The organism is Streptomyces sp. NPDC050164 (assembly GCF_044459945.1).
Taxonomy (GTDB): domain Bacteria; phylum Actinomycetota; class Actinomycetes; order Streptomycetales; family Streptomycetaceae; genus Streptomyces; species Streptomyces coeruleorubidus_A.
The window spans coordinates 94648-121492 of the sequence record NZ_JBITJK010000024.1 but is presented as its reverse complement, the minus strand read 5'-3'; the positions used below and the strand labels follow the sequence as shown (position 1 = coordinate 121492).

Here is a 26845-nt window from a genome sequence, read left to right as displayed (position 1 = left end):
CCTGCCGTCGGCTGGCAGATCTTCCTCCGTCGGCTGGCCGCTCGGCGGGCGTGACTCCGAGGACAAGTCGGCGGGCGAGCCCGGCTCCGCCGGATGGCCGCCTGGCGGGCCCGGCTCCGCCGGCTGGGCGCTCGGCGCGCCTGACTTCGCCGACTCACCGACCGACAGGCTCGAAGCCGCCGACTCACCGGCTGGCAGGCCCGACTCCGCCGGGTGGCCGTTCGGCATGTCCGCGCCCGCCGACTGCCCGCCAGGCCGGCCCCGCTCCGCAGACTCACCGCTCCGCAGTCCCGAGCCCGCCGACTCACCGCGCCGCAGTCCCGAGCCCGCCGACTGGTCGCCAGGCCGACCCGACTCCGCCGGCTCACCAACCGACAGGCCCGACTCCGCCGAAACGTCGTCCGACCTCCCGGCTTCCCGCCGCCCTTCGTCCGACGCGCCCGGCCCCGCCGCCTCCACGGGGGCGACAGCGATCCGCACGCCGTCGGGCGCCGCCCCGCCCTCGGCGGCTACATGGACGACCTGGGCCTCGCCCAGCCCGGCGCTGACGTCGGGGCTGTCCTCGAAGGGGCGGATGCCGAGGGCCGCGGCGTCCGCTCGCAGCTCCGCCTGGCGGCGCCCGCCGGTCAGCAGGGCCCACACCGGTGTGCCGCCGAGCTCCAGCGCTCGCACGAGCAGGTCCGCCACGAGCAGCACCCGCAGATCCGTCGTGTCGGAGCCGGGCGCGTGTACCTCGACACGGGTCAGGCCCCGGCGGGCCGGAGCGGCGTCGACCGGCTCGCCGGTACGGGCGTCGATGATGCGCAGCACTAGGCGAGCGTAGGCCGGGTGGGCGGGCACACGCAGGCATGTGCGGCTTTTTCCGGCCACCGTGGCGGGAACACCCCACCAATGGCGTGCCGGCGGCCGCCCCACCCACGACACACCGGCCGCTCAGACCACCACGGCCCGAATCGCCCTACGCCTCCTCACCCCAGCGTCCCCAGGAACCGCACATGAGGCCGCCGCTCGGGGCCGTCATGGCTGACGGCGGCCCGCACCCCGTACACCTCGGCGATGAGTTCCTCCGTCAGGACATCGCCCGGAGCGCCACCCGCCACGACCCGCCCCGCGCTCAGGACGACGACCTGGTCGCAGTACATCGCCGCGAGGTTGAGGTCGTGCAGGGCGACGACGGTGGTGACCGGCAGGCCGGTGACCAGGGCGAGCAGGTCGAGCTGGTGGTGGATGTCGAGGTGGTTCGTCGGCTCGTCCAGGAGGAGTTCGCGGGGCTCCTGGGCGAGCGCGCGGGCGATCTGCACCCGCTGGCGTTCGCCGCCCGAGAGGGTGTGCCAGGGCTGGTCGGCGCGGTCGGAGAGGCCGGTGCGATCCAGGGCGCCGCGCACCGCACGCTCGTCGTCCGCCGAGCCGGGAGTCCAGGCGCGGCGGTGCGGGACACGGCCCAGCCGTACGATGTCCGCGACCGTCAACCCGACCTGGGTGTCGGCCTGTTGCTCGACCACGGCGAGGCGGCGGGCGACGGTGCGGCGGGGCAGGTCGCCCAGCGGCGTGCCGTCGAGGGTGACAACTCCGGCGGTCGGCGTGAGCAACCCGGCCAGCAGCCGCAGCAGCGTGGACTTGCCGGAGCCGTTGGGGCCGAGGACGCCGACGGTGGAGCCGGTCTCCGGCGCGAGGACGACGTCGTCGAGGATCAGGCGCCCGTCGGCACGGCGGCCGACCCGCTCGGCCCGCAGCCCGGCACCGCTCTTCGCCGCCCCCACCCCGCTCACCGCACCCTCCGCGTCCGGTACAGCACCGCCACGAACGCCGGTACCCCGATCAGCGACGTCACGACTCCCACCGGCACTTCCTGCGGATCCAGGACCGTACGGGCGAGCGTGTCCACCCACACCAGGAACACCGCACCGGCGAGTGCGGTGACCGGCAACAGCCGGACGTGCCCGGGACCGGCCAGGGCCCGCGCGGCGTGCGGCAGGACCAGCCCGACGAAGCCGATCGCCCCGGCCGAGCTGACCAGCGCGGCGGTGAGCAGGGCCGTGACGCACAGCAGCACCAGCCGGGTGCGGGCCACGGACACCCCGAGCGCGGCCGCCGCGTCCTGCCCGAAGGCGAAGGCGTCGAGGGTACGGGCGTACGACAGGCAGACCACCAGCGTCACGGCCAGGACGGACAGGCACAGCCACACGTCGGTCCAGCCCGCGCCGCCGAGCGAGCCGAGGAGCCAGAACAGCACGCCCCGGGTCGTCTCGGCGTCGGCGGCGGTCATCACGACGAAGGAGGTGAGCGCGGAGAAGAGCTGCATGGCGGCGACGCCCGCGAGGACGACCCGGTCGGTGGTGCCGCCGAGGGTGTGGCTCAGCAGCAGCACCAGCGCGAAGGACACCAGGGCGCCGAGGAACGCGCCCGCGGACACCGAGACGGCACCGCCGCCCACGCCCAGGACGACGACCACGACCGCGCCGGTGGAGGCGCCGGAGGACACTCCGAGCACGAACGGGTCGGCGAGCGGGTTGCGCAGCAGCGACTGCATCACCGCCCCGCAGACGGCCAGTCCGGCGCCGCACACGGCCGCGAGCAGGGTGCGCGGCAGCCGCAGCTGCCAGACGATCCCGTCGCGGATCGGCGTCAGATCCGAGCTGCCGAGCCCGAGGTGGGCGGCGACGACGGACCAGACGTCCGCGACCCGGATGTCGGCCGGGCCGACGGTGATCGCCAGGGCAAGGGAGACGGCCAGCAGCAGGAACCCGCCGGCCCCGAGCGCGGGCCCGCGGACGGTCACTTCACGAGCCCGAACTCGCGCAGTCCGGCGGCGACCCGTTCCACGCCCTCGACCGTGCGGATGGTCGGGTTCATGGCCTGCCCGCTGAGCAGTACGTACCGCTTGTGCTTGACCGCGTCCATGTTCCTGGTGACCGGGTTGGACTCCAGGAAGGCGATCTTCTTCGCGGCGGACTCGGCGGTCTGCGACTTGCGGGTCAGGTCGCCGATGACGAGCACGTCGGGGTCGCGGTCGGCGACCGTCTCCCAGTTGGTCTGCGGCCACTCCTCGTGCGTGTCGTCGAAGACGTTCTTCGCGCCGAGGGCCCGGGTGATGATGCCGGGTGCTCCGCAACAGCCCGCCATGTAGGGGGACTCGGAGTTGGCGAACCAGTACAGGAGGGTGACGTCGGAGGCGTCGATGCCGTGCGTGGCCTTCGCCATGCGGCTCTGGAGGGAGGCCACGAGCCTGTCGCCCCGTTCCTTCACCCCGAACACGGTCGCCAGGTCGCGTACCTCGCCGTAGACGGTGTCGATGCCCAGCGCCTTGTCGCGCGCGCCGTCGCCGCCGCCGGAGTTGTCCTTGCCGGCGCAGTCCGACGGGGAGACGTACGTGGGCACGCCGAGCTTCTCGAACTGCTCGCGGGTGGCGACGCCGCCCTTGCCGAGGGTGGAGACGAAGGACGCCGCGACGAAGTCGGGGCCGGTGTCCAGGACCCGTTCGAAGGACGGGTTGTCGTCGGCGATGCGCGGCACCTTCGCGTTGGCCTTCGCCAGCCCCTTCATCACGGGGTCGGTCCAGGTGGCGGTGCCCGCGAGGCGGTCGGCGAGGCCGAGGGAGAGCAGGATCTCGGTGGTGCCCTGGTTGAGGGAGACGGCGTGCCGCGGCGCGGCCTCGACGCGCACCTCGTGGCCGCAGTTGTCGAGTGTGACGGCGGCTTTCACGGTCGTGGCCTTAGAGTCGCCGCAGCCGGTCAGGAGCAGGGAGCCGGCCGCGAGCAGGACGGCGGCACGGGCGGGTGTGGCGAGGGGCACGGGAACCAGTCCTCAGTCGTCGAGGGCTCGATCGCGGAGCCCGGTCGTACGGTGCTCCCCCGCCGCGAACGGCCGCGGGGGCCGCCAGCAGGTCTTCGGACTCGGGTTCGTCCGGTGCGAGGCGCCTTCCCGGACGTCACACACGCCGTCCAGTGGCCGAGGCCCCGCCCGTCCCCCTCACCGCTGCGCGTCAGTTCCGGATTCGCACCGGATTCCCTGACCCACGTACATGGGTTCGACTGGCCTCGGCAAGCTATCACGGAGGGCGCCGGGGAATCACCGCGGACCGTACGTCGTTGTGGGGACAGCAGTTCTTCCGCGACTTTCGAGGAGGCCGCCGGTGTACGGCGACGAGGCAACAGTCCGCAGGATCCTCACCGAGCTCGGCGACACCTGGGCCGTGGTGGGCCTGTCGTCGAACCAGCGGCGCGCGGCGTACGGCGTCGCCGCCGTGCTCCAGCGCTACGGCAAGCGCGTCGTGCCCGTGCACCCCAAGGCGGAGACGGTGCACGGCGAGCAGGGGGACGCCAGTCTGGCGGACATCCCCTTCGACGTGGACGTCGTGGACGTGTTCGTGAACAGCGATCTGGCCGGAGCCGTCGCGGACGAGGCGGTCGCCAAGGGCGCGAAGGCGGTGTGGTTCCAGCTCGACGTCATCGACGAGGCGGCGTACGACCGGACCCGCGCCGCGGGGCTGGAGATGGTGATGGACCGCTGCCCGGCGATCGAGATCCCACGACTTCCTCATCACCGCGTACAGAATTCCTGAAGCCCTTCCCAGGAAATGCCCGCGCCGGGTCAAGGCTGCACAACTCGTCTTCTACCGCTGGATAATCGATTTCTAATCTGAGGCCTCTTGCTCGCCGAACTCCTTGAGTTCATTTATGAGAGGCCCGTGAATTCATGGTAAGAGACGGCCTCCGCCGGGATGTCGGACTGATCGGGCTCATGTGGGCGTCGGTCGGCTCCATCATCGGTTCCGGCTGGTTGTACGGTGCCGAGAAGGCGGTCGTGGCGGCCGGTCCCGCGGCGATCCTGTCGTGGCTGATCGGCGCGGTCGCGATCGTGCTCCTGGCACTGGTGCACGCGGAACTGGGCGGCATGTTCCCGGTCGCGGGCGGCACAGCACGCTATCCGCACTACGCGTTCGGCGGTCTGGCCGGCATGTCCTTCGGCTGGTTCTCCTGGCTCCAGGCGGCGACCGTGGCACCGATCGAGGTCGAGGCCATGATCGGCTACGCCGGGCACTATCACTGGGCGCAGGGCTTCCAGCACGCCAAGGACCAGACGCTGACGACGAGCGGGTTCGTCGTCGCCGTGGTCCTCATGGCCGTGTTCGTCGTCATCAACTTCCTCGGCGTGCGGATCCTGGCGCACACCAACAGCGCCGCCACCTGGTGGAAGGTGGCCGTGCCGCTGGCCGCGATCTTCATCATCGCGGCCGGCAACTTCCACCCGGGCAACTTCACGGAGCACGGCTTCGCCCCGTTCGGCGCCCACGGCGTGCTGAGCGCCGTCAGTTCCAGCGGCATCATCTTCGCCCTGCTGGGCTTCGAGCAGGCGATCCAGCTGGCCGGCGAGAGCCGCGACCCGGCTCGTGACCTGCCGCGCGCGACGCTCGGCTCGGTCGCCATCGGAGCCGCGATCTACGTCCTGCTCCAGATCGTCTTCATCGCCGCCCTGCCGCTGACCGCCTTCGCGCACGGCTGGACCAAGCTCGACTACCCCGGCCTCAGCGGCCCCTGGGCGGGACTGGCCACCCTGCTGGGGCTCGGCTGGCTAAGCGTGGTGCTGTATCTGGACGCGGTCGTCTCCCCCGGCGGTACCGGCCTGATCTACACCACCGCCACCTCCCGCGTCTCCTACGGCCTGGCCCGCAACGGCTACGCGCCGAAGATCTTCACCCGCACCGACGCGCGAGGCGTGCCGTGGTTCGGGCTGATCATCTCGTTCGTGACCGGCGTGATCTGCTTCCTGCCGTTCCCGAGCTGGCAGCAGCTGGTCGGCTTCATCACCTCGGCGAGCGTGCTGATGTACGCGGGCGCCCCGCTGGCGTACGGCGTCTTCGCCGACCGGCTGCCGCACCGCGAACGCCCCTACCGACTGCCCGGCGGGAACGTCGTCTCCCCGCTGTCGTTCGTGGTGGCCAACCTCATCATCTACTGGGCCACTTGGGACACGCTGTGGCGCCTCGGTGTGGCCATCGTCCTCGGTTACGTCCTGCTCGGCGGATACGCCTGGTACGCCACCAGCAAGGGCCTGCCCGACGCACCCCGGCTCGACTGGAAGGCCGCTCGGTGGCTGCCCGTCTACCTGCTGGGCATGGGCGTCATCTCCTGGCAGGGCGGCTTCGGCGGCCAGGGACACATCGGACTGTGGTGGGACATCGTCGTCATCTCGGTGTTCTCCCTGGCGATCTACTACTGGGCCCGGGCGTCGGCGTCCCGGCCGGAGGAGATCGAGCGGAGCATCGGGGAGGTGGCCGTCACCGAGGTGGCCGTCCACTGACACCGCCCACCCGCGGCCGGCGCCTCCATAATGAGCGCATGCCCCACGCCTCCCGGGCTCCCGGCTCCGGCGCCCCGCAACGCTTCCCGGTCGTTGTCGTGGGCGCCGGCCCCGCGGGGCTGACCGTCGGCAACATCCTGCGGGCGGCGTCCGTGGACTGCCTGGTGCTGGAGACCGAGACCCGCGAGTTCATCGAACAGCGGCCCCGGGCCGGAGTCATCGAGGAATGGGCCGTGCGGGGCCTGGAGAAGCGGGGCCTCGCCCGGAACCTGCTGGACCGCGCGGAGCTGCACACCGCGTGCGAGTTCCGCTTCGACGGCGAGCGGTACCGGTTCCCCTACGGCGAGCTGACTGGCAGTCATCACTTCGTCTATCCGCAGCCGTTGCTGGTGACGGACCTGGTGCGCGAGTACGCCGACATCCGCGGCGGACGGATCCGTTTCGGGGTCCGGGACGTGCGGGTGCACGACATCGACACCGACCGGCCGTCGGTGTCGTACACCTGCCCGGAGACGGGTGAACACCGGGTGGTGCACTGCGACTTCGTGGCCGGCTGCGACGGGGCGCGCGGGGTGACGCGGGCATCCCTGCCGCCGGAGCGGGTCCGGGTCGCGCGGCACGACTACGGCATCGGCTGGCTGGCCGTGCTCGCCGAGGCGCCGCCGTCCGCCGACTGCGTGCTGTTCGGCTGCCACGCCAAGGGGTTCGCCGGACAGATGCCCCGCAGCCCGGAGGTGACCCGCTACTACCTCCAGTGCCCGCCGGGCGACGACCCGGAGAACTGGCCGCACGAGCGCGTCTGGGCGGAGCTCCAGGAGCGGCTCGGGGCGGCCGGTGTGCCGCCGCTGGCCGAGGGGCGGCTGATCGAGAAGCGCGTGCTGGACATGCACGACTACGTGGTCGAGCCGATGGTGTCCGGCCGGCTCTTCCTCGCCGGAGACGCGGCCCATCTGGTCGCCCCCATCGCCGCGAAGGGCATGAACCTCGCCCTGCACGACGCCTTCCTGCTCGGCGACGCCCTGGTGGCCCGCCTGACCGGTGGGGGCGAAAGCGGCCTCGGCGGCTATGCGCAGGCGTGCCTGCGGCGGGTGTGGGACTACCAGGAGTTCTCGCAGTGGCTGTCCGAGGTGTACCACGGCACGGCGGCGGGCGACCCGTTCCGCGCGGGCATCACGCTGGCCCGGCTGCGCCGCCTGTTCACGTCACCCGCGGCGGCCGCCGCCTTCGCCGAGCAGTACCTCGGGACGGCCGCGCGGTACTGATTCAGTCGTGGACGGGCCGGTCGGTGAGCCGGTGGTCGGCCACGTTCAGCGCCTCGTCCACGAGCCGGCGCAGATGGCCGTCGCGGAGCGAGTAGATCACCCGGCGGCCCTCCTTGCGCGTGATCACCAGGCCCGCCAGACGCAGTCGCGCCAGGTGCTGACTGACGGCGGGCCGGGCCGCCCCGCACCTCTGAGTGAGGGTCGTGACGTCGGCCTCTGTCTCGGCCAGCGCGTGCAGCAGGGCGAGGCGGGTGCGGTCGCCGAGCAGGGCGAGGAGTTCGGCGGCGAGCGCGAACTGTTCCTCGCCCGGGCTGCGCGGATGCGCATCGTGCGCAGATGACAGGTGCATGCGTGCGCTCATACGCACATAATGGCCCCATGGGCGTGGGCACGTCCACTCGCACGCACCGGAAGGGGACGCACGTGAGCGACCGGCACCAGCACTCCCACTCTCACGACCGGGGACACCGGCATGGCCTCCGGCACCGCCTCTCCCACCTCCTCACGCCGCACTCCCATGAGACGGCCGACAAGGTCGACCCCGCACTGGAGTCCTCGGCCCGCGGGATGCGGGCGCTGTGGGTCTCGCTCGCGGTGCTCGGCGTGACGGCGCTGGCTCAGGCGGTCGTGGTGGCCGTCTCCGGCTCGGTGGCGCTGCTCGGGGACACCGTGCACAACGCCGCGGACGCGCTCACCGCCGTACCGCTCGGCATCGCCTTCGTACTGGGCCGGCGCGCGGCCACCCGGCGCTTCACCTACGGCTACGGGCGGGCCGAGGACCTGGCGGGCCTGGTGATCGTGCTGACGATCGCCGCGTCGGCGGCCTTCGCCGGCTGGACGGCGATCGACCGCCTCCTCGACCCGCGCCCGGTCCAGCACGTCCCGGCGGTCGCCGTTGCCGCCCTCGTCGGGTTCGCGGGCAACGAGTGGGTGGCCCGCTACCGCATCCGCGTCGGCCGTGCGATCGGCTCGGCCGCGCTGGTCGCCGACGGACTGCACGCCCGCACCGACGGTTTCACCTCGCTGGCCGTGCTGCTGGGCGCCGGCGGATCGGCCCTGGGCTGGCAACTGGCCGACCCGATCGTCGGGCTGGCGATCACGGCGGCGATCGCGCTGGTGCTGCGGGACGCCGCGCGGGAGGTGTTCCGCCGGGTGATGGACGCGGTCGACCCGGCCCTGGTGGACCGGGCCGAGCGGGCGCTGACCGAGGTCGCCGGGGTGCGCGGGGTCGGCGAGCTGCGGCTGCGCTGGATCGGTCACCGGCTGCGTGCCGAGGTCGCGGTCGTGGTGGACGGTGACGTGACCGTACGCCAGGCCCACCGCATCGCCGTCGACGCCGAGCACGCCCTGCTGCACGCCGTGCCCCGCCTCACCGCGGCCCTGGTCCACGCCGACCCGGAACCGGCCCCCGGCGAGGCCGACCCGCATCTGCCGCTGGCCCACCACGCGGTGGCCTAGGTGTGCTGTTCGGGGACGTTGGTGACAGGCGACACGCCTTGAGCGGTCCTTGAAAGAGGTGAGGGCCCCTGGTTTCGGTGTGGATTGCGACATCTACAACCGGCATCCAGGAGGCCCTCGTTGTCCCACCGTAATGCCCCGCTGACTCCGACCGGCAGGCTGCGTCTGGCCCGGTGTGCCGTCGACTGGCCCGGTGTGCCGTCGACGACGGCTGGCCGCTTCGGCGGGCCGCGGAACGCTTCCAGGTCAGCCACACCACCGCGGCCCGCTGGGCAGGCCGCTACCGGCTGCACGGCACAGCCGGCATGCAGGACCGCTCCAGCCGCCCGCACCACCAGCCCTTGCGCACCCCGGCCACGGTCGAACAGCAGGTCGTCCGCCTGCGCTGCGAGCACCGCATCGGCCCTGTCCGGCTGGCCGCCCGATGCGGCATCACCGCTTCCACCGCCCACCGCATCCTGCGCCGTCACCACCTGCCCGCCCTGGCAGCCACCGACCGGGCCACCAGTGAGCCCGTCCGCCGCTACGAACGCGCCCAGCCTGGCGAACTGGTCCACATCGACGTCAAGAAACTCGGCCGCATCCCTGACGGCGGCGGCCACAAGGCGCTGGGCCGTGCGGCCGGCAGCCCGAACAAAGACCGCCGCAACGGCGCCGGATACGCCTACCTGCACACCGCCCTGGACGACCACTCCCGCCTGGCCTATACGGAAGACCTGCCCGACGAGACCGCCCCGACCTGCGCAGGCTTCCTCACCCGCGCCACCACCTGGTTCACCGAACGCGGCATCACCGTCGAACGGGTCCTGACCGACAACGCCTGGGCCTACACCAAGAACACCTGGCGCCAGACCTGCCACGACCTGGGCATCAGCCCCCGCTGGACCCGGCCCTGGCGGCCCCAGACCAACGGCAAGGTCGAACGCTTCCACCGCACCCTGCTCGACGAGTGGGCCTACCACCGGCCCTACACCTCAGACGCCGAACGACAGGCCGCATTCCCCGACTGGCTGGACTGGTACAACTACCACCGCCCCCACACCGGCATCGGCGGCCACACCCCAGCCAGCCGCGTCACCAACCTGCCCGATCAGCACACCTAGGGGGTGTCCGCAAAGAACCTGCCCCTCAGGCGACCCCGAGCCCCTCCAGCACCACCGCGCCCGGCAGTTCCGCGAACGCCTTGCCCGGCACCAGCAGCTTGCCGCGCCGCCGGCCGCTGCCGACCAGCACGTACGGCAGGTCGACGACGGCCGCGTCCACCAGCACGGGCCAGCCGCCGGGCAGTCCGAGCGGGGTGATGCCGCCGTACTCCATGCCGGTCTCCCCGGTCGCCGTGTCCATCGCGGCGAACGAGGCCTTGCGGGCGCCGAGTTGGCGGCGTACGACGCCGTTGACGTCGACACGGGTGGTGGACAGCACCACGCACGCGGCGAGCGTGGACTCGCCGCCACGCTTGCCCGCGACGACCACGCAGTTCGCGGACTGCTCCAGCAGCTCCCGCCCGTAGTGCTCCACGAAGACGGCCGTGTCGGCCCACTCCGGGTCGGTGTCGACGTAGAGGATCTGGTCGGCGGGGACGCTGCCGCGCCAGTGGCGTACGGCGTCGGCGACCGGGCCGGTGAGCTCGTCGAGGCAGGCCGGGGCCGGACGGGCGTCGTCGAAGTGTCCGATGGGAGCGCGCATAACGGCACGCTAACAACACCGGACCGCCCTCGGACCGGGCGTCTCAGGTCACGGGCGGCACCGAGACGGCCATCATCATCTCCATCGGAACGTCGCCGGTGTTGCCGTACGTGTGCGGGAGGTTGGCCTCGAAGGACACGCTCGCGCCGGCGGGGACGCGGTGCTCCACGCCGTCGACGGTGAGCGTCAGCTCCCCGGCCGTGACGTGGAGCAGCTCCATGGTGCCGGCGGGGTGCGGGTCGGACGGGCTGTTCTCGCCGGGCATCAGCCGCCAGTCCCACATCTCCAGCGGGCCGGGCGCCTCGGTGCCCGCGAGCAGCCGGTTGTAACTGCCTGCCTCGGTGTGCCACAGCCGTACGGCCTGCTCGGCGGGGACGATGCGGACCCTCGGGCCCTGCTCGTAGTCGAGGAGGGTGGTGATGCTGACGCCGAGCGCGTCGCCGATCTTGACGACGGTGCCGAGGCTGGGGTTGGTGCGGGCCTGCTCGATCTGGATGAGCATGCCGCGGCTGACACCCGCCCGGGCGGCGAGCACGTCCAGGGTGAAGCCGCGCACCGCGCGCCAGTGCTTGACGCTGCGCGCCAGGGACTGGGTCAGCAGGTCGAGGTCCGACACATTCCATCCAATATTCTGCATGCCATAGTGCAGCTGGCTGCACTATGGTGTGGTTGACCTGAGCGTTCACTGAACTGTACTGCGCGGCCCGTCGCCGGGTTCAGGACTCCGGTTCCAGCTCGGCGAGTCCGGCCGCCGTCTCCTCGTCCAGGTCCGACAGGGCGCACAGCTGCTCGGGGGTGACGCCCTGCGGTATCGGCACCGGCGGCGGCGTGCGCAGGGGCGGCTGCCAGCCGTCGGCCGGTGTCCAGCGCCGTACGACGCGCGCCGGCGCACCCGCCACCACGGAGTGATCGGGCACCTGGCCCCGGACGACCGCGCCCGCGGCCACCACCACGTTCCGCCCGATCCGGGCACCGGGCAGGATCACCGCGCCCGTGCCGATCCAGCAGCCGGCCCCGATCTCCACCGGCTCCATCCGCGGCCACTGCTTGCCGATCGGCTCGTGGGGATCGTCGTAGGAGTGGTTCGTGGACGTGACGTAGACGTACGGACCGAAGTAGCAGTCGCTGCCGATGGTGACCGTCGTGTCCGCGATGACGTGACTGCCGCGGCCCAGGACGACGCCGTCGCCGATGCGCAGGATCGGGTCCGGGCCGAGGTCGAGGTCGGGCATCAGGCCCGCGGTGAGGGTGACCTGCTCGCCGATGATGCAGTGGGCGCCCACGTGGATCCAGGGTTCGCCGAAGACCGTGCCGAGCGGGAAGGCGAGTCTGGTACCTGTTCCCATCGCGCCGAATCGGTAGCGCCCGGGATGTTCGGCGGTCACGGAACCCGTGCGCTGCACCCAGGCCCAGCCCGCGTGGACGGCGCGCTGCGCGAGGCCGCGCCGCCAGGATGAGAACGTGTTCTTGCGCTTCGGCACGAGGTCACCGTACTCAGCGGTAGCTCACCCCGCGGGGTCGGAGGCCTGTGATCTTCGCCCCATCGAGTGTCGTACGGTTTGCGCGTTGTCTACGACGTTTCTGGAGGCGGACATGGGACAGCGGGCGATGATCACGGGTATCGGCGGCAGGGAGCCGCAGGTCGATCCGGAGGCGTTCGTGGCGCCGACGGCTTCGGTGATCGGGGGCGTGACGCTGGAGGTGGGCGCGAGTGTCTGGTACGGGGCCGTCCTGCGCGGTGACGTCGAGACGATCTCCGTCGGCGCGAGCAGCAACGTTCAGGACAACTGCACCCTCCATGCCGACCCGGGGTTTCCCGTCACGGTGGGTGAGCGGGTGTCCATCGGGCACAACGCGGTGGTGCACGGGGCGACCGTCGAGGACGACTGTCTGATCGGTATGGGGGCGACGGTTCTGAACGGGGCGGTGATCGGGGCCGGGTCGCTCGTCGCCGCGCAGGCGCTGGTGCCGCAGGGGATGCAGGTGCCGCCCGGGTCGCTTGTCGCCGGTGTGCCGGCCAAGGTCAAGCGGCCCTTGACTGAGGAGGAGCGGCAGGGGATCACCCTCAACGGCACGATGTACGCCGAGCTGGCCAAGGCGCACCGCGAGGTGCATGCGTAGGTTCGCGGAAACCTACTCGGCGGCGACAGCGGGTGCTGCCTTCTTCGCCTTGCGCTTGAGGACCAGCATGGAGGTGAGGCCGACGAGGACCGCCGCCACCAGGCCCAGCCAGGAGAAGCGCTTCAGCCAGGACTCGGCGACGATGCCCACGTAGTAGATGACCGCCGTCGTGCCGCCTGCCCAGACGATGCCGCCGAGGATGTTGGCGATGAGGAACTTCCAGTACGGCATGCGGAGCACACCGGCGAGGGGGCCCGCGAAGATGCGCAGGAGGGCGACGAAGCGGCCGAAGAAGACGGCCCACATGCCCCACTTCTCGAAGGAGCGCTCGGCGGTGGCGATGTGGCCCTCGCTGAAGTGCTTGGGGAACTTCTTGCCGAGCCAGGCCAGCAGGGGGCGGCCGCCCTTGCGGCCGATGGCGTAGCCGATGGAGTCGCCGATGATCGCGCCGGCCGTGGCACTGGCGCCGAGGACGACGGGGTCGATGGCACCGTGCTGGGAGGCCAGCAGCGCGGAGGAGACCAGGATGATCTCACCCGGCAGCGGGATGCCCAGGCTTTCCAGGCCGATGACCAGTCCCACCAGTGCGTAGACGGCGACCGCGGGTACGGTCTCGAGCCACTCCTGGACGTGCAACGCCGGATCCTTTCCCTGTGCTTCCCTGCGTGCACGGGAAGCCTACCGGGTGACAAGACGTCCCCTGCGACTCAGGCGTTCCAGTTCCACTCGGCGACCTCGGGCAGGTCGGTGCCGTGCTCACGGATCCAGGCGTGGTGGCGGGTGCGGGCGTCGGCCATGCGCTGGCGTACGGCCGTGGCGCGCACCGCGAGGCCCGGGACGCGGTCGATGACGTCCATGACGAGGCGATAGCGGTCGAGGTCGTTGCGGACGACCATGTCGAAGGGCGTGGTGGTGGTGCCGGCCTCCTTGTAGCCGCGCACGTGCAGGTGCTGGTGGCCGGTGCGGCGGTAGGCCAGGCGGTGGACCAGCCACGGATAGCCGTGGTAGGCGAAGATCACCGGCTTGTCGGTGGTGAAGAGGCCGTCGTACTCGAAGTCGTTCATGCCGTGCGGATGTTCCTCGCGGGGCAGCAGCCGGGCGAGGTCGACGACGTTCACCACGCGGACCGACAGGTCGGGCAGGTGCCGGCGGAGCAGGTGCGCGGCGGCCAGGATCTCCTGGGTGGGGACGTCCCCGGCGCAGGCCAGCACCACGTCGGGTTCGCGGGAGCCGTCCTCGGTGCCGGCCCACTCCCAGATGCCGGCGCCGCGGGCGCAGTGGACGCGGGCCTCGTCCATCGACAGCCAGTCGAAGCAGGGCTGCTTGCCGGCCACGACGACGTTGACGTAGTCGCGGCTGCGCAGGGCGTGGTCGGCGACGGACAGCAGGGTGTTGGCGTCCGGCGGGAGGTAGACCCGGACGACCTCGGGGCTCTTGTTGAGGACGTGGTCGACGAAGCCGGGGTCCTGGTGGGAGAAGCCGTTGTGGTCCTGCCGCCACACGTGTGAGGTCAGCAGATAGTTGAGGGAGGCGATGGGGGCGCGCCACGGCAGTCGCCGGGAGGTGCGCAGCCATTTGATGTGCTGGTTGACCATCGAGTCGACGATGTGCACGAACGCCTCGTAGCAGGAGAACAGCCCGTGCCGGCCGGTGAGCAGATAGCCCTCCAGCCAGCCCTGGCAGAGGTGTTCGGAGAGGACCTCCATCACCCGGCCGTGCCGGTCGAGGTGCTCGTCGACGTCGAGGGTCTCGGCCTGCCAGGCCTTGCCGCTGGCGTCGAAGACGGCCTGGAGCCGGTTGGAGGCGGTCTCGTCCGGGCCGACCAGGCGGAAGTCGCGACGCCCGGCGGTGTCCCGCATGACCTGGGCCAGGAGGTCGCCGAGGACGCGCGTGGGCTCGTGCAGGGTCGTGCCGGGCTTGTCGACGGGGACGGCGAAGTCGTCCAGGGACGGGATCGGCAGGTCGCGGACGAGCAGCCCGCCGTTGGCGTATGGGGTGGCGCCGAGCCGCCTGCTGCCCTCGGGGACGCAGGCGAGGACGTCCGCGACCGGCCGGCCCTCGGCGTCGAACAGCTCCTCGGGCCGGTAGGAGCGCAGCCAGGCCTCCAGTTGCCGCAGGTGTTCCGGGTTGTCGTGGACGCCGGCCAGCGGAACCTGGTGGGAGCGCCAGGTGCCCTCGACCGGCTCGCCGTCGACCTCGGCCGGGCCGGTCCAGCCCTTCGGGGTGCGCAGCACGATCACCGGCCAGTGCGGGCGCCCGGTCACGCCCTCCTCGCGGGCGGCGCGCTGGGCCTCGGCGATGCGGTCGAGGGCGGTGTCCATCGCCCGGGCCATCGCGCGGTGGACGACGGCGGGGTCGTCGCCGCCGACGTGGATCGGCTCGTGGCCGTAGCCGCGCAGGAGCGCGTCGAGCTCGGACTCCGGGAGCCGGGCGAGCACGGTCGGGTTGGCGATCTTGTAGCCGTTGAGGTGCAGGATCGGCAGGACGGCACCGTCGTGGACGGGGTCGAGGAACTTGTTGGCGTGCCAGGAGCCGGCCAGCGGGCCGGTCTCGGCCTCGCCGTCGCCGATCACGCAGGCGACCAGCAGGCCGGGGTGGTCGAGGGCGGCGCCGTAGGCGTGGGCGAGGGAGTAGCCGAGTTCGCCGCCCTCGTGGATCGAGCCGGGCACCTCCGGGGCGACGTGGCTGGGCACGCCGCCGGGGAAGGAGAACTGCCGCAGCAGCAGCTCCATGCCCTGCGCGTCCCGTGTCACGTCCGGGTACTTCTCGCTGTAGCTGCCCTCCAGCCAGGAGTTGGCCAGCACCGACGGGCCGCCGTGGCCCGGGCCCCAGATGCACACGGCGTCCAGCCCGCGGTTCTTGATCACCCGGTTGAGGTGCGTGTGGACGAGGTTGAGCCCGGGCGAGGTGCCCCAGTGGCCCAGCAGTCGCGGCTTGATGTGCTCGGGCCGCAGCGGCTCGGTCAGCAGGGGGTTCGCCAGCAGGTAGATCTGTCCGGCCGCCAGGTAGTTGGCGGCCCGCCAGTGGGCGTCCAGCGTGCGCAGTTCCTCGTCGGTCGGTTGCGTGCTGGTGTCCAGGCGCGGGGCCTCGGGCATGAGTGACTCCCTGGGTTCTGCGACGGCCTCAGGAGGAGTACCAGTCTGTTCCGGTTCGATGCCCGGCGCCTCCCGGCCATGTGCCGCCCGCTGTGCGGTACGCGCCGCGTCAGCCGCCCACCCGTACGCTCGTCCGCAGCCGCAGATCCCGTGACGACGCCCCGATCCCGCCCGTAGCGCCTGGCCAGGTCGGGGTCGAAGGCGGAGGCCAGCAGGACGGGGGCGGGCAGGGCGGTGGCGTGCCGGGTGACCCGGACACCGGCCGGGCCGTCGGCGAGCCGCAGCGGCGGGATGCCGAGCCGCTTCACCCCGGGGACGTAGCCCGCCTGTCCGAGCGGGCTCGGGTCGGTGGCGCCGTGCAGCAGGGAGATCTTCTCGTCGAGGGTGAGACGCGCGAGCAGCCCTTCGACGCGGGCGCCGACGCCCGGGCCGTGCCCGTCCCGCGCGTGGGCACGGGACGGGCACGGTGAGACCACCGGTGGCCGCCGCGGCGACGGCGATCGCTCCACCGAGCAGACGCAGGGCGGACCGCCGGGGGAATCGGGGGACGGTGTCGGTCTTGCAACGCACTATGCGCCAGGCGGGTCTGACACCTCGTCGGACAGCACCGGCGGACCGCCTGAACCACTCGCCGAGGACCCGGGGGGTGGGCCACCCGATCGGGTGACACGACGGAGGGCGTCGCGTGTGACGGCGGGGGCCGGGGGCGGCCTCGGGAATGACTCGGGGAGACCGGGCCGGCCTCGGAAACGGCCCCGGCCGACCGGGCCAGTGACGCCGGAAGGCCGCACTCGGGAACGGGTTTGGCTGCCCGGCCGGTGACATTGGAGGAGCCCAGTCCTCGGGACCTGGGCGACCTGGCCCTGCGGACGCCCGGAGGCCCGCCCCGGGATCGGGGCGGCATGACCCGGCGGAAACCCCGGCGCCCCGTCTACCGGAGCGCGGAGTGGAGCGTCGTCGTCACGGCCGTGGTCACGGTGGCCGGCGCTGAAACGAGTGCGTCGGTGTGGGGCGCCGGACCGAGTACGTCGGTGTCGGGCGCGCCGGTGTCGCCGGGGGCCCCTCCCGGTTCCGCTGCGTCGCAGCAGTCCGCCCGGGCGAACCGCGTCTCGTACCGCTCCTGCGGCAGGGCCCCGGACTTGCTCTGCGGAGGCTCGGGCCGATGCCCGGGCGGGGCGTCGTCGTACGGCTCCTCCTCCCTGCGGCTCTCCTTCTGGCCGCTTTCCTTATTACGGCTCCCCCGGGGTGTGTCCTGGCTCCGCCGCTCCCCCGGCTTCTCCGCGTCGCCGCCGGGAGCAGCCTCCGGTTCCAGCGCCCATCGCTGCGCCTCGGACCCGTCGCGCCCGGCGACGATCACGTTCCGGCCGTTGCCATGGGAGACGGCCAGCCCCTTGCCGCCGCGCGGCAGGAGTTCGCCGCGCACGGTCAGGTCGTAGCGCACCACTCCGGCGTGCACGAGGCAGCCGGTCAGGACGACCGAGCCCTCGGCGGTGTCGGAGCCGAGGCAGAGGGTGGGGTCGGCGGCGACGCGCAGCATGCCGTCGTCGTGGTACGACCACTGGAGGGACCCGGCGGCGGAGCAGGAGGTCAGGACGGCCCGGGCGTCGGCCCGGGCCCGGCCGCCCCGGACGTCGAGGCACAGGCCGGCGTCGAGGTTGCGCAGTCGCCCACGGGCCACTTCGGCGGGGTGACCCGCGGACGCGGCCGACGGGAGGCCGGCCGGGGAGGTTCCCGCGGAATCCGGGGCGACGGAGTGGCCGCTGACCGCTCCCCAGGTGGCCTGGGGAGCGACGGTGCCGCCCTCCTCGGTCCAGCCCCTGGCGGCCAGCACTGTCGCGAGCAGCACGAGGGAGGTCACCCCGACCGCGGCGGCCAGCGCCTTCGAACGTCTCCTCGACGGCCCGAGCCGGCCGCCCGCCGGCAGGGCATGGGCCCGGAGCCGGTGTCGGCCACCGGCCGGGACCGCGGGCAGGGCGCCCCGGCCCCCGTCGCGGCCCGGCCGTGATGCGAGGTAGCGGCGGGCGCCCCAGCCGAGCACGGTCTCGACGAGCAGGTCCTCCAACCCGCCCTCGAAATGGCTGAGTTGTTCGGCGGCGTGCCGGCAGTAGCGGCAGGCCATCAGATGCCGTTGCACATCCGGCAGCAGGGCCCCGCCGCGGCGCATCGGAACGTCCAGCAGACGGTTGTAGAAGCGGCATTCCCGCGTCGGCGCGAGTTCCCGGTGGGCCCGGACGCAACCCGCCCGGAATTGCTCGCGCGCCTGCTCCAGCGCGGTCGATGCGGTACGGACGTCCACTCCCAGCAGACCGGCTGGTACGGATATGGGCTCGGCCTCGACCTCGGTGTGCCAGAGCAGGCATTGGGAAGCCCCCGGAAGGGCCCGGAATGCGCGCTCGGCGAGCCGCCGCCTTTCGGCTGTCACGGACCGCGCGGCACGCAGACCGCGGGCGCCGACGGGTTTGCGGAGTTCCGGCAGCACTCCGGAAATGCCGTCGTCCGCGGCCCACTCCCCGACCGTGTCCCGCACGGCCGCGAGCAGTCGCGGGCGCAGGGCGCCGCCGCCCGGCCGGGCGAGTTCCCGGCGGAACGCGGCGGCGGCGGCCATCGACGCCGAATCCTGCGAGGAGGCCAGGCAGATCACGGCGTACTCGTACACCGCCCGCCAGTGCCGGGCCAGCAACAGCGCGGCGGCGCGTGGGCCTTCACCGGTATCACCGACCCGGGCGAGGAGATTGCGATCGGAATCCGCGGGTCCCGCTCCCGGGCGCGGCGGGTACGGCGGACGTGGGGGGTGAGGGGACTGCACTGAACCATTTCCTTCCAGCCGCAGGACGGCAGGCGAATTGCGCGTCCGTCGGAAAGCAGGTGCGTGATTGGTGCATACCTATGCCGCGTCAGCTGCGGACTCGGCTGTGAGGCGGCTCACTTTCGCACACGCGACTCACAGGTAACAAGGAGTTCGATGACCCAAGTTCAAAGCGAGGGGAATTCAGATATGTTACCGGCGGTATCCGCACCGGTTTTCGAGAACCACTGCCGCGATCGTTCTCAAGTTGTGTGCAGCCAAAGACGGTTGGTCCACGAAATCTCCAACTCCACAGCCCGCTCCCATGTGACTCTCGGCGCGCTCTCATCTCCGCCCGCCAGCATGGGCCGCATGATCGCCCCCCACTCTTCCACCCCGGTCACCCCCGCCCGCACCGTGCGCAAGGCGGTCGTCCCGGCCGCCGGTCTCGGCACCCGCTTCCTGCCCGCCACGAAGGCGACGCCCAAGGAGATGCTGCCGGTCGTCGACAAGCCGGCCATCCAGTACGTCGTCGAGGAGGCGGCAGCGGCGGGACTGGACGACGTCCTGATGGTCACCGGCCGGCACAAGCGGGCCATCGAGGACCACTTCGACCACGCCTTCGAGCTGGAGCAGACCCTCGCGGCCAAGGGCGACACCGTGCGGCTGGACACGGTGCGCGACCCGGCGCGGCTGGCGAGCATCCACCACATCCGGCAGGGGGAGCCGCTCGGCCTCGGCCACGCCGTGCTGTGCGCCCGCCGGCACGTCGGCGACCAGCCCTTCGCGGTCCTCCTCGGCGACGACCTGATCGACCCGCGCGAGAGCCTGCTCAGCCGGATGCTCGACGTCCGCGACCGCCGGCTCGGCAGCGTGGTCGCCCTGCTGGAGGTCCCACCGGAACAGATCCACCTCTACGGCTGCGCGGCCGTGGAGCCGACCGGCGAGGAGGACGTCGTCCGCGTCACCGGCCTGGTCGAGAAGCCGGGTCGGCGGGACGCGCCCAGCCGTTACGCGGTCATCGGGCGCTACGTCCTGGACCCGGCCGTCTTCGACGTCCTGGAGCGCACCCCGCCGGGCCGGGGCGGCGAGATCCAGCTGACCGACGCCCTCCAGGAACTGGCCGCGGGCGGCACGGTGCACGGAGTCGTCTTCAAGGGCCTGCGCTACGACACCGGCGACAAGGCCGACTACCTGCGCACGGTGGTCCGGTTGGCCTGCGACCGCCCCGGCCTGGGGCCGGAGTTCGTGGCGTGGCTCAAGGAGTTCGTCGCCGGCCTCGACGGCGCACACCCCGCGCGGCGGGACGTCGCAGCCTGACAGCGGGGACGCCGCAGCCCGGCAACGGGACATCGCAGCCCGGCATGCGAGAGCCCCGGCACCCGGCCGGGGCCCGCTCACACGACAGCCGGATCAGCCGTTGGGACGCAGCGTCCACACGACAGTCATCTCGCCGGTCACCGCACCATCGGCCCGCTGGATGGCGATGGCCACCGGGAACTCCGGGCGCTCGCCCGCGTCCAGCTCCGCGACGACCTCGGCGGCCGGACGACCGAGGGTCGCGGTCGCGGTGACCGCACCCATTGCCAGCTTCTTGTAGGAGATCTCGGCGCTGACGGCGAGCGGCACGGCGCGCGAGAGCTGGTCCCCGAACGCGGCCAGCACGATCGCCCCGCTCGCGGACTCGCCGAGCGTGAACATCGCCCCGGCGTGCGGCCCGCCCACGTGGTTGTGGTATTCGCCCTGGTCCGGCAGGGACACCACCGCCCGCTCCGGCGTCGTCTCGAGGAACTCGAGGTTGAGGGTCCGGGCCATGGGCACCGTGGCGGCGAGCATCTCGCCGATGGACATCTGGTCTGCGCTCATGGCCGCATGTTACTCACGAGTAGAGACGGCTGGCCAGGTCCGTGTGACGACCGCCGCACCGGTCCTCGCCCCAACCGTCCGCGCCGCCCCGTTCGCGGGTTGCTACGTCTCCGTCCACGGGCAGTGACCGAATCGTGTCCGGAGCGCGGCTAGGGTGGCTGCCCATGTGGCCAGGACAGCAGCCGCCCGGGGGCGAGCAGAACCCGCAAGCGAACAACCCGTACCAGCAGCCGGGGTACCAGCAGCCGAATCCGTATCAGCAGCCGGGCTATCAGCAGCAGCCCAACCCCTATGGGCAGCAGCCGCAATGGGGTGCCCCCGGGCCGGCCGGCGCGCCGCAGCCCCCGCAGGGCGGTGGCGGCGGCAACCGGACGAAGTTGGTCGCGATCATCGCCGCCACGGCGGTGGTCGTGGCGGCCGGTGTCACGGGCTTCCTGGTGCTGGGCGGCGACAAGGACGACACGGCGGACGGCGGCAAGGGCAAGAGCGAGAAGAACACGGCGCCGGCGAGCCCGTCCGCGAAGCCGAGCGCACCCGCCACGGGCGGCGACAACCCCCGCGGCGGCGAGGAGGAGAAGCCCACGGTCAAGGGCTGGAAGGTCGTCATCAACCCCAAGTGGGGCACGGCCTTCGACGTCCCGGCGGACTGGGAGGTGGCGTCCCCGACGTCGTACGTCTTCTTCGAGGACGAGAAGTCCGACGACGGCAAGCCGCTCATCCTCATGTCGGCGCCGGCCTTCTACAAGTCCGAGTGGTGCACGAGCGACGACAACAAGGACGGCAGGACCGAGAGCGAGTCCCTGGCCGGGGCGGGCACCAAGGGCGCGGACGGCGCGAAGAACACCGACGAGGTCGCGCTCAACCAGGCGGCCTCGTGGGTGTTCGGCGGCTACACGCAGCCGGACAAGAAGAGCGTCAAGACCGACGAGAAGGCCGTGCCCTACACCACCGCCGCGGGTGTGAAGGGCAGCGTCGCCTGGGCGTGGTCGGAGAACACGCCCGACAAGGGCAAGTGCGCGAGCGACGGCAAGGCGGTCACGTTCGGCTTCAAGAACTCGGCCGGCGACTTCGTCGCGTGGAGTTTCTTCGGGGCCAAGGGCGTCAAGGGCGAGGTGCCCAAGGAGACCATCATGAAGATCCTCAGCACGGTCCGGCTGCACGGGGAGCCGACCGGAGGCTGACCCGGAAGCCGAACGGGCCCGCCCCCGGCATGGGTCGGGCCCGGCTCACCGGAACCCCGGGACGACGCGCACCGGATCCCCGGGACGACGCGCAAATGGTTTGGCAGGGCGCGGCCCTGGCCGGTGCCGCGGTCGGCTGTGCCATGGTGGCCGCGATCGGGCCGGCTGAGTGCTCGCGGCGGACGCGGCTGCTTCGCCCTCGCCGGTGCGCTGCGGGCTTCCTCGACGTAGGCCACATCCCGCCGCGCGCACCGGGCGGCGGTCTGCTCGCCGATCTGCGGGAGGGCTGGCGGGAGTTCTCCGGCCGGGCGACACCGCCGACATCCGTATTCCTGGATGGCGGCCCTGCACCAGGAGCGTCCGCGCTGTGCGTACCGGACGTACGCGACCTGCGGCGCGGGACGACACCGGTGACCCAGGGCGGCACCGAGCACGCGTCAGCCGATACCGAACGCCCCGTCGGGGGGCTCGGGTGACGGCACGGCGTCCTTGTCCCGCACCGCACGCGCGTCCCCGATGAACTCTCGCAGGGCGGCGCCGTGTTCGACCCGGGCCGGGAAGGCGTCGGCAGCCATGAGCCGGCCCAGGGCGGCGACGTCCACGGGCTCGTGCCCGGCCACGAGCACCGCGTTCCCGAACCGCCGCCCACGCAGCACACCCGGCTCGGCGATCAGCACGAGCTCCTCGAAGGCGGCGGCCAGGGTGGCGAGTTGCGACCGCAGGAAGTCGAACGGCGCAGCATCGGGGAGATTGGCGAGGTAGACCCCACTGCCCCGCAGGACCCGCGCGGCCTCCCGCACATAGGCGACGGACGTGAGATGCGCCGGAACCCGCGAACCGCCGAACACATCGGCGACGATCACGTCGGCCGAGCCCCCGGCGGCGTTCTCCAGCCACCTCCGCGCGTCCGCCGCGTGCAGCGCGACCCGGGCACCCTCGGGCAACGGCAGATACTCGGCCACCAGCTCCAGCAGCCCCCGATCGGCCTCGACGACGTCCTGCCGGGACCCCGGCCGGGTCACGGCCACGTACCGCGGCAGCGTGAGCGCGCCGCCACCGAGGTGCAGCACGTCCAGGGCACGCCCCGGCTCCGCGACCACGTCCAGCGCGTGCCCGAGCCGGCGCGCGTACTCGAACTCCAGATGCGTGGGCTCGTCCAGATCGACATACGACTGCGGCGCCCCGTCGACGGTCAGCAGCCAGGCCCGTTCCCGGTCGACGTCGGGCATCAGCTTGGCGGTTCCCTGATCGACATCGCGGGTCACGGGGATGGGCTCGCTCACGTCACCATTGTGCGACAGGGCAACGCCGCCAGGGGCGCGGGGCTGTGCTGACGTGCGGCTCCGCCGCGTGGGCGCGACCAGCCCGGACGGCCCGCAGTCCCCCACAACCTCAACCCACCACGGTCACGGTCCCGGCCCCCACCGTCCGCCCGCCCTCACGAATGGCGAACCCGAGCCCCGGCTCCAGCGGCACCTCCCGACCCAGCTCCACAGTCATGACCACCGTGTCCCCGGGCCGCGCCACCGCCACCTCACCGAGGTCGACGTCCCCCACCACATCCGCCGTACGGATGTAGAACTGCGGCCGATACCCGCTGGAGACAGCCGTCGTACGCCCGCCCTCGCGCGCGGACAGCACATACACCCGCGCCGTGAAGCGACGACTCGGCACCACACTCCCCGGCGCAGCCACCACATGCCCCCGCCGGACGGCGTCCCGAGGAACCCCCCGCAGCAGCAGCGCCACGTTGTCCCCGGCCTGGGCCTCCTCCATCGGCTTGCCGAAGGTCTCCAGCCCCGTGACCACCGTCTCGACAAAAGCCCCGAGCACCTCGACCTTGTCCCCGACCCGCACCACGCCCCGCTCCACCGCACCGGTCACCACGGTCCCCCGCCCGGTGATGGTCAGCACGTTCTCCACGGACAGCAGGAACGGCGCGTCCAGATACCGCTCCGGCATCGGCACATACGTGTCCACCGCGTCGAGCAGCGCCTCGATAGACGCCGTCCAGCGCGGGTCCCCCTCCAGCGCCTTCAGCCCCGAGACCCGTACGACGGGTACGGAGTCACCGCCGTAGCCGTGCGCGGTGAGCAGGTCGCGCACCTCCAGCTCGACCAGGTCGGTCAGCTCCTCGTCGCCCGCGTCGGCCTTGTTGAGGGCGACCACGATGTGGTCGACGCCCACCTGCCGGGCGAGCAGCACGTGTTCGGCGGTCTGCGGCATGATCCCGTCGAGCGCGGAGACGACGAGGATCGCCCCGTCGAGCTGCGCGGCGCCCGTGACCATGTTCTTGACGTACGTGGTTCGTCCACCCTGTCATACTGGCACTCGACACAACGAGGGGCGGGAACGTGGAGGAGATCGACCTCTATCTACGCCGGAGCAAGATCACGCGTCAGGGTGTGGAGGCTCTCACCTTCAAGACGCAGGAGGAGCGGGGGCGGGCGTGGGCAGAGCAGCATAACTACCGGGTGCGGAAAGTCTGGAAAGACAACCTCAGTGCGTGGACGGACGTCAAGCGTCCCGATTTCATCAAGGCGCTGGGAGCGCTAAAGCGAAAAGAGGTGCCGGCGCTCTGGTGCTACGCCGTGGACCGCTTCGACCGCAAGGGCGCCCTCTCCGTCGTTCAGCTACTCGACGCCGGCGCCCGAATCATCTTCGACTATGAGCGTCTCGACAGCGCCATTCCGCGCGACCGGGAACGAATCATCACCGACGCCGAACGAGCAAAGACGGCGTCGGACCTCCTCTCTCATCGAGTCCGGGACACAAAGCAGGGCCAGCGACGCAGAGGGGAATGGCTCGGGGCTGCACCGTACGGACTGCGCAAGGACAAGCGCGGCAAGCTGCACCACACGAAGGAGTGGGACAACGTAATCCGCGTCCTCACCGAAGCCGCGGACGGTATCGCGCCCCGGGGCATTGCGCGCGCGTTGACGGCCGACCGAACGACGGCGCCAAAGGGCGGGGCATGGGGTGCGTCGACCGTAAGGCGCATCATCTACAACCCCGTTTACGAGGGGTGGCAAGTCGTCGCCCTGTCCCGCAAGCACACGTGGCCCATCGCGTACCGCGACGAGGTAGGCAACCGCGTTTCCGTATTCGCTGACGGAGTGAAGCCCGCACCCCCGGACCTCGTGGCGAAGGCACGTCGAGTGCACGCCGGACATCAGCGCGGAGCGTTGGGGCCACGCGTCGGCAAGGCGTCCCACCTACTGACGGATCTCCTGCGGTGCGCGGGATGTGGCGCCAAGATGCCGACGAGTGGTCGCTCCTACGTCTGCAACGGCCACGCTATGGGCAAGCCGTGCCCTGCGCCGGCTTCCGCCATGCGGGCGCGTATCGAGGCCTACGTGTATGCGGAGTGGCTCGCGCAGGTGAGCTCAGCAGACGTCGAGTCGGGAGACCCGCTCATGATTGCTGTAGCGGAGCGCTGGGCAGCGCTGACGGCCCCGGAGGAGACAGAGGAAGTACACGAGGCACTCGCGGCCGTCAAGGCTGCGGAAGCTGCCGTAGAGCGGTTGGCCAACGACCGTGCCAAGGGGCTCTATGACGGCGCCATGGGCAAGCACTTCCCCCGCCTCGTCGCGGAGGCTGAGGAGCTCCTGAGGGAAGCGCAGGAGCGGGCTGACGCCCTCAGTGGACGACAGCTCGACCTCACAATGTTCGATGACCACAACATGTTGGAGGAGGCGTGGGAGGCCGCAGATCTGCCGATGCGCCGTGACCTCCTGCGTGTCGCTATCGACAAGATCACCGTCACACAGGCTGCTCGTCGCGGCGCTCCCTTCGACGGTGACGCGCGTTGTGACATCGAGTGGGCGAAACCCGCGGAGGACTAACCGCGCGCACCAGAGCCCCCGTCGGATCACCCGACGGGGGCCATATGTCGCTTCAGGCGGTGCTTTCGCGATGCTCCCGGAGCGCTAGACGTCCGACGTCCGTGATCCGCATGCGTCCCGGGCCGGAGTTCTCGACGTAGCCGGCTGCCATGAGATACCTGAGCAGCGAAGCGGATCGGCGGTGCACCCTGAAGAGCTCCGCGTCGTCGACGTGCTCCAGGAACTCCAAGGTGGCAAGAGTGTCATCGTCGAGTGTCATGACGCCTCATCTCTCGCGGTCTCGCTCCACGGGCCGGCAGGTGGCCGCTCAGGCAGCTTGGCCCCTGGCCTCCGTAGGTACCACTGAACAAACTCCCGGATGACTCGGCCCCGCGGGCTACGGCCAGTGGGATGCATGACCTTCGCGGCCTGGAGAAGCGGCTCCCACTCGTCGTCAGGCATTCGCACTCGACGGGCCTTGTCGTACTCGTTCTCTTCGACGTCCATGCGCAGACGGTAGCTCTCTTGTGGCCACAAATTCAAGTCGCCCAGAGGTTGTGCTTGTGGCCACAAGCGGTCTAGCTTTGTGGCCACAAGGACAGCACGCCGAAACGGCGAACGCCCCGCAGTCCTGGCAGACCATCACGGGGCGTTCGTCCTCTACAGAGGAGCTTCCATCATGACGCACACGACCCCCGTTGTCCTCGTCGTCGGCGCCCTGGCCACTGCTGACGACGTCGACAACCTCCGCGGGTACTCGCTCGACATCGCGGACCAGATCGGCGTTCCCGCGACCTACGCTCTCCACGCCGACTACGACGTGACGCAGTTCGCGGCCGTCTACACCACGGGCACCGTGACCGAGCTGCGCGACGCCCCCACGCTCGTCCTTCTCGCCGAAGCTCTCGCGGTCGGCATGGAGGTGCACGAGCCCCAGTCGCCCCAGGAAGCCGCTGTGTGCGTCTGCGGGCAGGCTCAGACCGTCCGAACGGTCGTCGACGAGCAGGGCGAGGTGTGGTGCGCTGAGTGCCGCGGAGAGACCGGCTGCGCATGGTGCGGTGAGTACCCGGACATGGAGGACGTGGAGATCGTCGAGAGCGGCGCCACGTTCTATCCGCTGCACGCTGACTGCCTCGCCGGGATCCGCCGCGCGTCGCCCGGCGTCCTCCCCGCTGCTATCTGAGTAACACTCCGTGACGATGGGCCGTTTCCCCGGGCAACCGGGGGCGGCCCTCGACGCATTGTGAGACGGGCCGGTTTGGTCAGC

General features: G+C 71.7%; 23 protein-coding genes, 4 pseudogenes and 1 riboswitch. Of the genes and pseudogenes, 12 read left to right on the top strand and 15 right to left on the bottom strand.

The genetic code is table 11. The annotated features are described in order from the left end of the window. Positions 1-441 precede the first annotated feature (441 nt). The 4 genes and pseudogenes from ACIBNA_RS28130 to ACIBNA_RS28115 form a co-directional block, all read right to left on the bottom strand. Positions 442-810: pseudogene (locus ACIBNA_RS28130) on the bottom strand (hypothetical protein); the annotation flags it as partial. A 158-nt stretch (positions 811-968) separates the two neighbouring features. Then, positions 969-1769: an ABC transporter ATP-binding protein gene (locus tag ACIBNA_RS28125; protein WP_399167985.1), complete on the bottom strand. Its 801-nt coding sequence runs from the start codon at positions 1767-1769 to the stop codon at positions 969-971. Beyond that, positions 1766-2779 (bottom strand): FecCD family ABC transporter permease, encoded by a 1014-nt coding sequence (locus ACIBNA_RS28120; RefSeq protein ID WP_399167984.1) that lies wholly within the window; start codon positions 2777-2779, stop codon positions 1766-1768. Before ACIBNA_RS28120 ends, ACIBNA_RS28125 begins: the two co-directional genes overlap by 4 nt. Continuing rightward, on the bottom strand, positions 2776-3792 hold the full coding sequence (locus tag ACIBNA_RS28115) for an ABC transporter substrate-binding protein (RefSeq protein ID WP_399167983.1): 1017 nt from the start codon (positions 3790-3792) through the stop codon (positions 2776-2778). The genes ACIBNA_RS28120 and ACIBNA_RS28115 overlap by 4 nt, the downstream gene beginning before the upstream one ends. A gap of 68 nt (positions 3793-3860) precedes the next feature. Beyond that, a riboswitch (cobalamin riboswitch) is annotated at positions 3861-4051 on the bottom strand. Positions 4052-4132: 81 nt separating this feature from the next. Here ACIBNA_RS28115 and ACIBNA_RS28110 point away from each other — a divergent pair. From ACIBNA_RS28110 to ACIBNA_RS28100, 3 genes are all read left to right on the top strand, one after another. Next, entirely contained in the window at positions 4133-4561 is a 429-nt protein-coding gene (locus tag ACIBNA_RS28110; protein WP_399167982.1) for a CoA-binding protein, read from the top strand. Positions 4562-4695: 134 nt separating this feature from the next. Beyond that, on the top strand, positions 4696-6300 hold the full coding sequence (locus ACIBNA_RS28105; RefSeq protein ID WP_399167981.1) for an APC family permease: 1605 nt from the start codon (positions 4696-4698) through the stop codon (positions 6298-6300). Positions 6301-6338: 38 nt separating this feature from the next. Further along, the gene (locus ACIBNA_RS28100) at positions 6339-7562 is read left to right on the top strand and encodes a 4-hydroxybenzoate 3-monooxygenase (RefSeq protein WP_399167979.1); all 1224 of its coding nucleotides are present in this window, start codon (positions 6339-6341) and stop codon (positions 7560-7562) included. Between the two features lies 1 nt (position 7563). Here ACIBNA_RS28100 and ACIBNA_RS28095 read toward each other — a convergent pair whose 3' ends face one another. Next, complete coding sequence (locus ACIBNA_RS28095) at positions 7564-7923, bottom strand: ArsR/SmtB family transcription factor (protein ID WP_399167978.1); 360 nt, start codon at positions 7921-7923, stop codon at positions 7564-7566. Between the two features lie 62 nt (positions 7924-7985). Here ACIBNA_RS28095 and ACIBNA_RS28090 point away from each other — a divergent pair, with 62 nt between their 5' ends. Next, positions 7986-9020, top strand: a complete 1035-nt coding sequence (locus tag ACIBNA_RS28090) for a cation diffusion facilitator family transporter (RefSeq protein WP_399167977.1) — start codon at positions 7986-7988, stop codon at positions 9018-9020. A gap of 120 nt (positions 9021-9140) precedes the next feature. After that, a pseudogene (locus ACIBNA_RS28085) lies at positions 9141-10123 on the top strand (IS481 family transposase). 25 nt (positions 10124-10148) lie between these two features. Here the strand turns inward: ACIBNA_RS28085 and ACIBNA_RS28080 are convergent. The 3 genes from ACIBNA_RS28080 to ACIBNA_RS28070 form a co-directional block, all read right to left on the bottom strand. Continuing rightward, positions 10149-10706, bottom strand: coding sequence for a YbaK/EbsC family protein (locus ACIBNA_RS28080; protein WP_399167976.1), 558 nt, complete (start codon positions 10704-10706; stop codon positions 10149-10151). A gap of 43 nt (positions 10707-10749) precedes the next feature. Further along, positions 10750-11322: an XRE family transcriptional regulator gene (locus tag ACIBNA_RS28075; protein ID WP_274814778.1), complete on the bottom strand. Its 573-nt coding sequence runs from the start codon at positions 11320-11322 to the stop codon at positions 10750-10752. Positions 11323-11422: 100 nt separating this feature from the next. Next, positions 11423-12187 carry an acyltransferase gene (locus ACIBNA_RS28070; protein WP_399167975.1) on the bottom strand — a complete coding sequence of 255 codons (765 nt, stop codon included), beginning with the start codon at positions 12185-12187 and terminating at the stop codon, positions 11423-11425. Between the two features lie 112 nt (positions 12188-12299). On the opposite strand from ACIBNA_RS28070, the gene ACIBNA_RS28065 reads away from it, so the two are divergent. Further along, positions 12300-12827, top strand: a complete 528-nt coding sequence (locus tag ACIBNA_RS28065) for a gamma carbonic anhydrase family protein (protein WP_399167999.1) — start codon at positions 12300-12302, stop codon at positions 12825-12827. Between the two features lie 12 nt (positions 12828-12839). On the opposite strand, the gene ACIBNA_RS28060 is transcribed toward ACIBNA_RS28065, so the two are convergent. Both ACIBNA_RS28060 and ACIBNA_RS28055 read right to left on the bottom strand, forming a co-directional pair. Then, the gene (locus tag ACIBNA_RS28060) at positions 12840-13463 is read right to left on the bottom strand and encodes a DedA family protein (RefSeq protein ID WP_399167974.1); all 624 of its coding nucleotides are present in this window, start codon (positions 13461-13463) and stop codon (positions 12840-12842) included. A gap of 71 nt (positions 13464-13534) precedes the next feature. Then, positions 13535-15922: a phosphoketolase gene (locus tag ACIBNA_RS28055; RefSeq protein WP_399167973.1), complete on the bottom strand. Its 2388-nt coding sequence runs from the start codon at positions 15920-15922 to the stop codon at positions 13535-13537. 239 nt (positions 15923-16161) lie between these two features. Here ACIBNA_RS28055 and ACIBNA_RS28050 point away from each other — a divergent pair, with 239 nt between their 5' ends. Next, entirely contained in the window at positions 16162-16392 is a 231-nt protein-coding gene (locus ACIBNA_RS28050) for a hypothetical protein (RefSeq protein ID WP_399167972.1), read from the top strand. Between the two features lie 461 nt (positions 16393-16853). Here ACIBNA_RS28050 and ACIBNA_RS28045 read toward each other — a convergent pair whose 3' ends face one another. Continuing rightward, entirely contained in the window at positions 16854-18728 is a 1875-nt protein-coding gene (locus ACIBNA_RS28045; RefSeq protein WP_399167971.1) for a ricin-type beta-trefoil lectin domain protein, read from the bottom strand. A gap of 351 nt (positions 18729-19079) precedes the next feature. Here ACIBNA_RS28045 and galU point away from each other — a divergent pair, with 351 nt between their 5' ends. After that, positions 19080-20027: a UTP--glucose-1-phosphate uridylyltransferase GalU gene (gene galU, locus ACIBNA_RS28040; RefSeq protein WP_399167970.1), complete on the top strand. Its 948-nt coding sequence runs from the start codon at positions 19080-19082 to the stop codon at positions 20025-20027. Positions 20028-20120: 93 nt separating this feature from the next. On the opposite strand, the gene ACIBNA_RS28035 is transcribed toward galU, so the two are convergent. Next, positions 20121-20573, bottom strand: a complete 453-nt coding sequence (locus ACIBNA_RS28035) for a DUF4442 domain-containing protein (protein ID WP_236711722.1) — start codon at positions 20571-20573, stop codon at positions 20121-20123. A gap of 164 nt (positions 20574-20737) precedes the next feature. Here ACIBNA_RS28035 and ACIBNA_RS28030 point away from each other — a divergent pair, with 164 nt between their 5' ends. Together ACIBNA_RS28030 and ACIBNA_RS28025 are read left to right on the top strand one after the other, a co-directional pair. After that, positions 20738-21754, top strand: coding sequence for a hypothetical protein (locus tag ACIBNA_RS28030; protein WP_399167969.1), 1017 nt, complete (start codon positions 20738-20740; stop codon positions 21752-21754). Between the two features lie 92 nt (positions 21755-21846). Continuing rightward, positions 21847-22062, top strand: a pseudogene (locus ACIBNA_RS28025) (MFS transporter); the annotation flags it as partial. Between the two features lie 129 nt (positions 22063-22191). Here the strand turns inward: ACIBNA_RS28025 and ACIBNA_RS28020 are convergent. Together ACIBNA_RS28020 and ACIBNA_RS28015 are read right to left on the bottom strand one after the other, a co-directional pair. Next, a complete protein-coding gene (locus tag ACIBNA_RS28020) occupies positions 22192-23037 on the bottom strand; it encodes a spermidine synthase (RefSeq protein WP_399167968.1) in 846 nt (281 codons plus the stop codon). A gap of 109 nt (positions 23038-23146) precedes the next feature. Then, positions 23147-24067: pseudogene (locus tag ACIBNA_RS28015) on the bottom strand (elongation factor Tu); the annotation flags it as partial. Positions 24068-24108: 41 nt separating this feature from the next. Here ACIBNA_RS28015 and ACIBNA_RS28010 point away from each other — a divergent pair. Beyond that, a complete protein-coding gene (locus ACIBNA_RS28010; protein WP_399167967.1) occupies positions 24109-25599 on the top strand; it encodes a recombinase family protein in 1491 nt (496 codons plus the stop codon). A gap of 52 nt (positions 25600-25651) precedes the next feature. On the opposite strand, the gene ACIBNA_RS28005 is transcribed toward ACIBNA_RS28010, so the two are convergent. After that, entirely contained in the window at positions 25652-25858 is a 207-nt protein-coding gene (locus tag ACIBNA_RS28005) for a hypothetical protein (protein ID WP_399167966.1), read from the bottom strand. Between the two features lie 399 nt (positions 25859-26257). On the opposite strand from ACIBNA_RS28005, the gene ACIBNA_RS28000 reads away from it, so the two are divergent. Further along, complete coding sequence (locus tag ACIBNA_RS28000; RefSeq protein WP_399167965.1) at positions 26258-26761, top strand: hypothetical protein; 504 nt, start codon at positions 26258-26260, stop codon at positions 26759-26761. Positions 26762-26845: the final 84 nt, after the last annotated feature.

Bases quoted from the DNA above. Each gene is read 5' to 3' on its own strand.
- ACIBNA_RS28105 (WP_399167981.1), top strand. From the start codon at position 4,696: ATGGTAAGAGACGGCCTCCGCCGGGATGTCGGACTGATCGGGCTCATG.
- ACIBNA_RS28100 (WP_399167979.1), top strand. From the start codon at position 6,339: ATGCCCCACGCCTCCCGGGCTCCCGGCTCCGGCGCCCCGCAACGCTTC.
- ACIBNA_RS28095 (WP_399167978.1), bottom strand. From the start codon at position 7,923: ATGAGCGCACGCATGCACCTGTCATCTGCGCACGATGCGCATCCGCGC.
- ACIBNA_RS28080 (WP_399167976.1), bottom strand. From the start codon at position 10,706: ATGCGCGCTCCCATCGGACACTTCGACGACGCCCGTCCGGCCCCGGCC.
- ACIBNA_RS28065 (WP_399167999.1), top strand. From the start codon at position 12,300: ATGGGACAGCGGGCGATGATCACGGGTATCGGCGGCAGGGAGCCGCAG.
- ACIBNA_RS28055 (WP_399167973.1), bottom strand. From the start codon at position 15,922: ATGCCCGAGGCCCCGCGCCTGGACACCAGCACGCAACCGACCGACGAG.
- galU (WP_399167970.1), top strand. From the start codon at position 19,080: ATGATCGCCCCCCACTCTTCCACCCCGGTCACCCCCGCCCGCACCGTG.
- ACIBNA_RS28035 (WP_236711722.1), bottom strand. From the start codon at position 20,573: ATGAGCGCAGACCAGATGTCCATCGGCGAGATGCTCGCCGCCACGGTG.
- ACIBNA_RS28030 (WP_399167969.1), top strand. From the start codon at position 20,738: ATGTGGCCAGGACAGCAGCCGCCCGGGGGCGAGCAGAACCCGCAAGCG.
- ACIBNA_RS28005 (WP_399167966.1), bottom strand. From the start codon at position 25,858: ATGACACTCGACGATGACACTCTTGCCACCTTGGAGTTCCTGGAGCAC.
- ACIBNA_RS28000 (WP_399167965.1), top strand. From the start codon at position 26,258: ATGACGCACACGACCCCCGTTGTCCTCGTCGTCGGCGCCCTGGCCACT.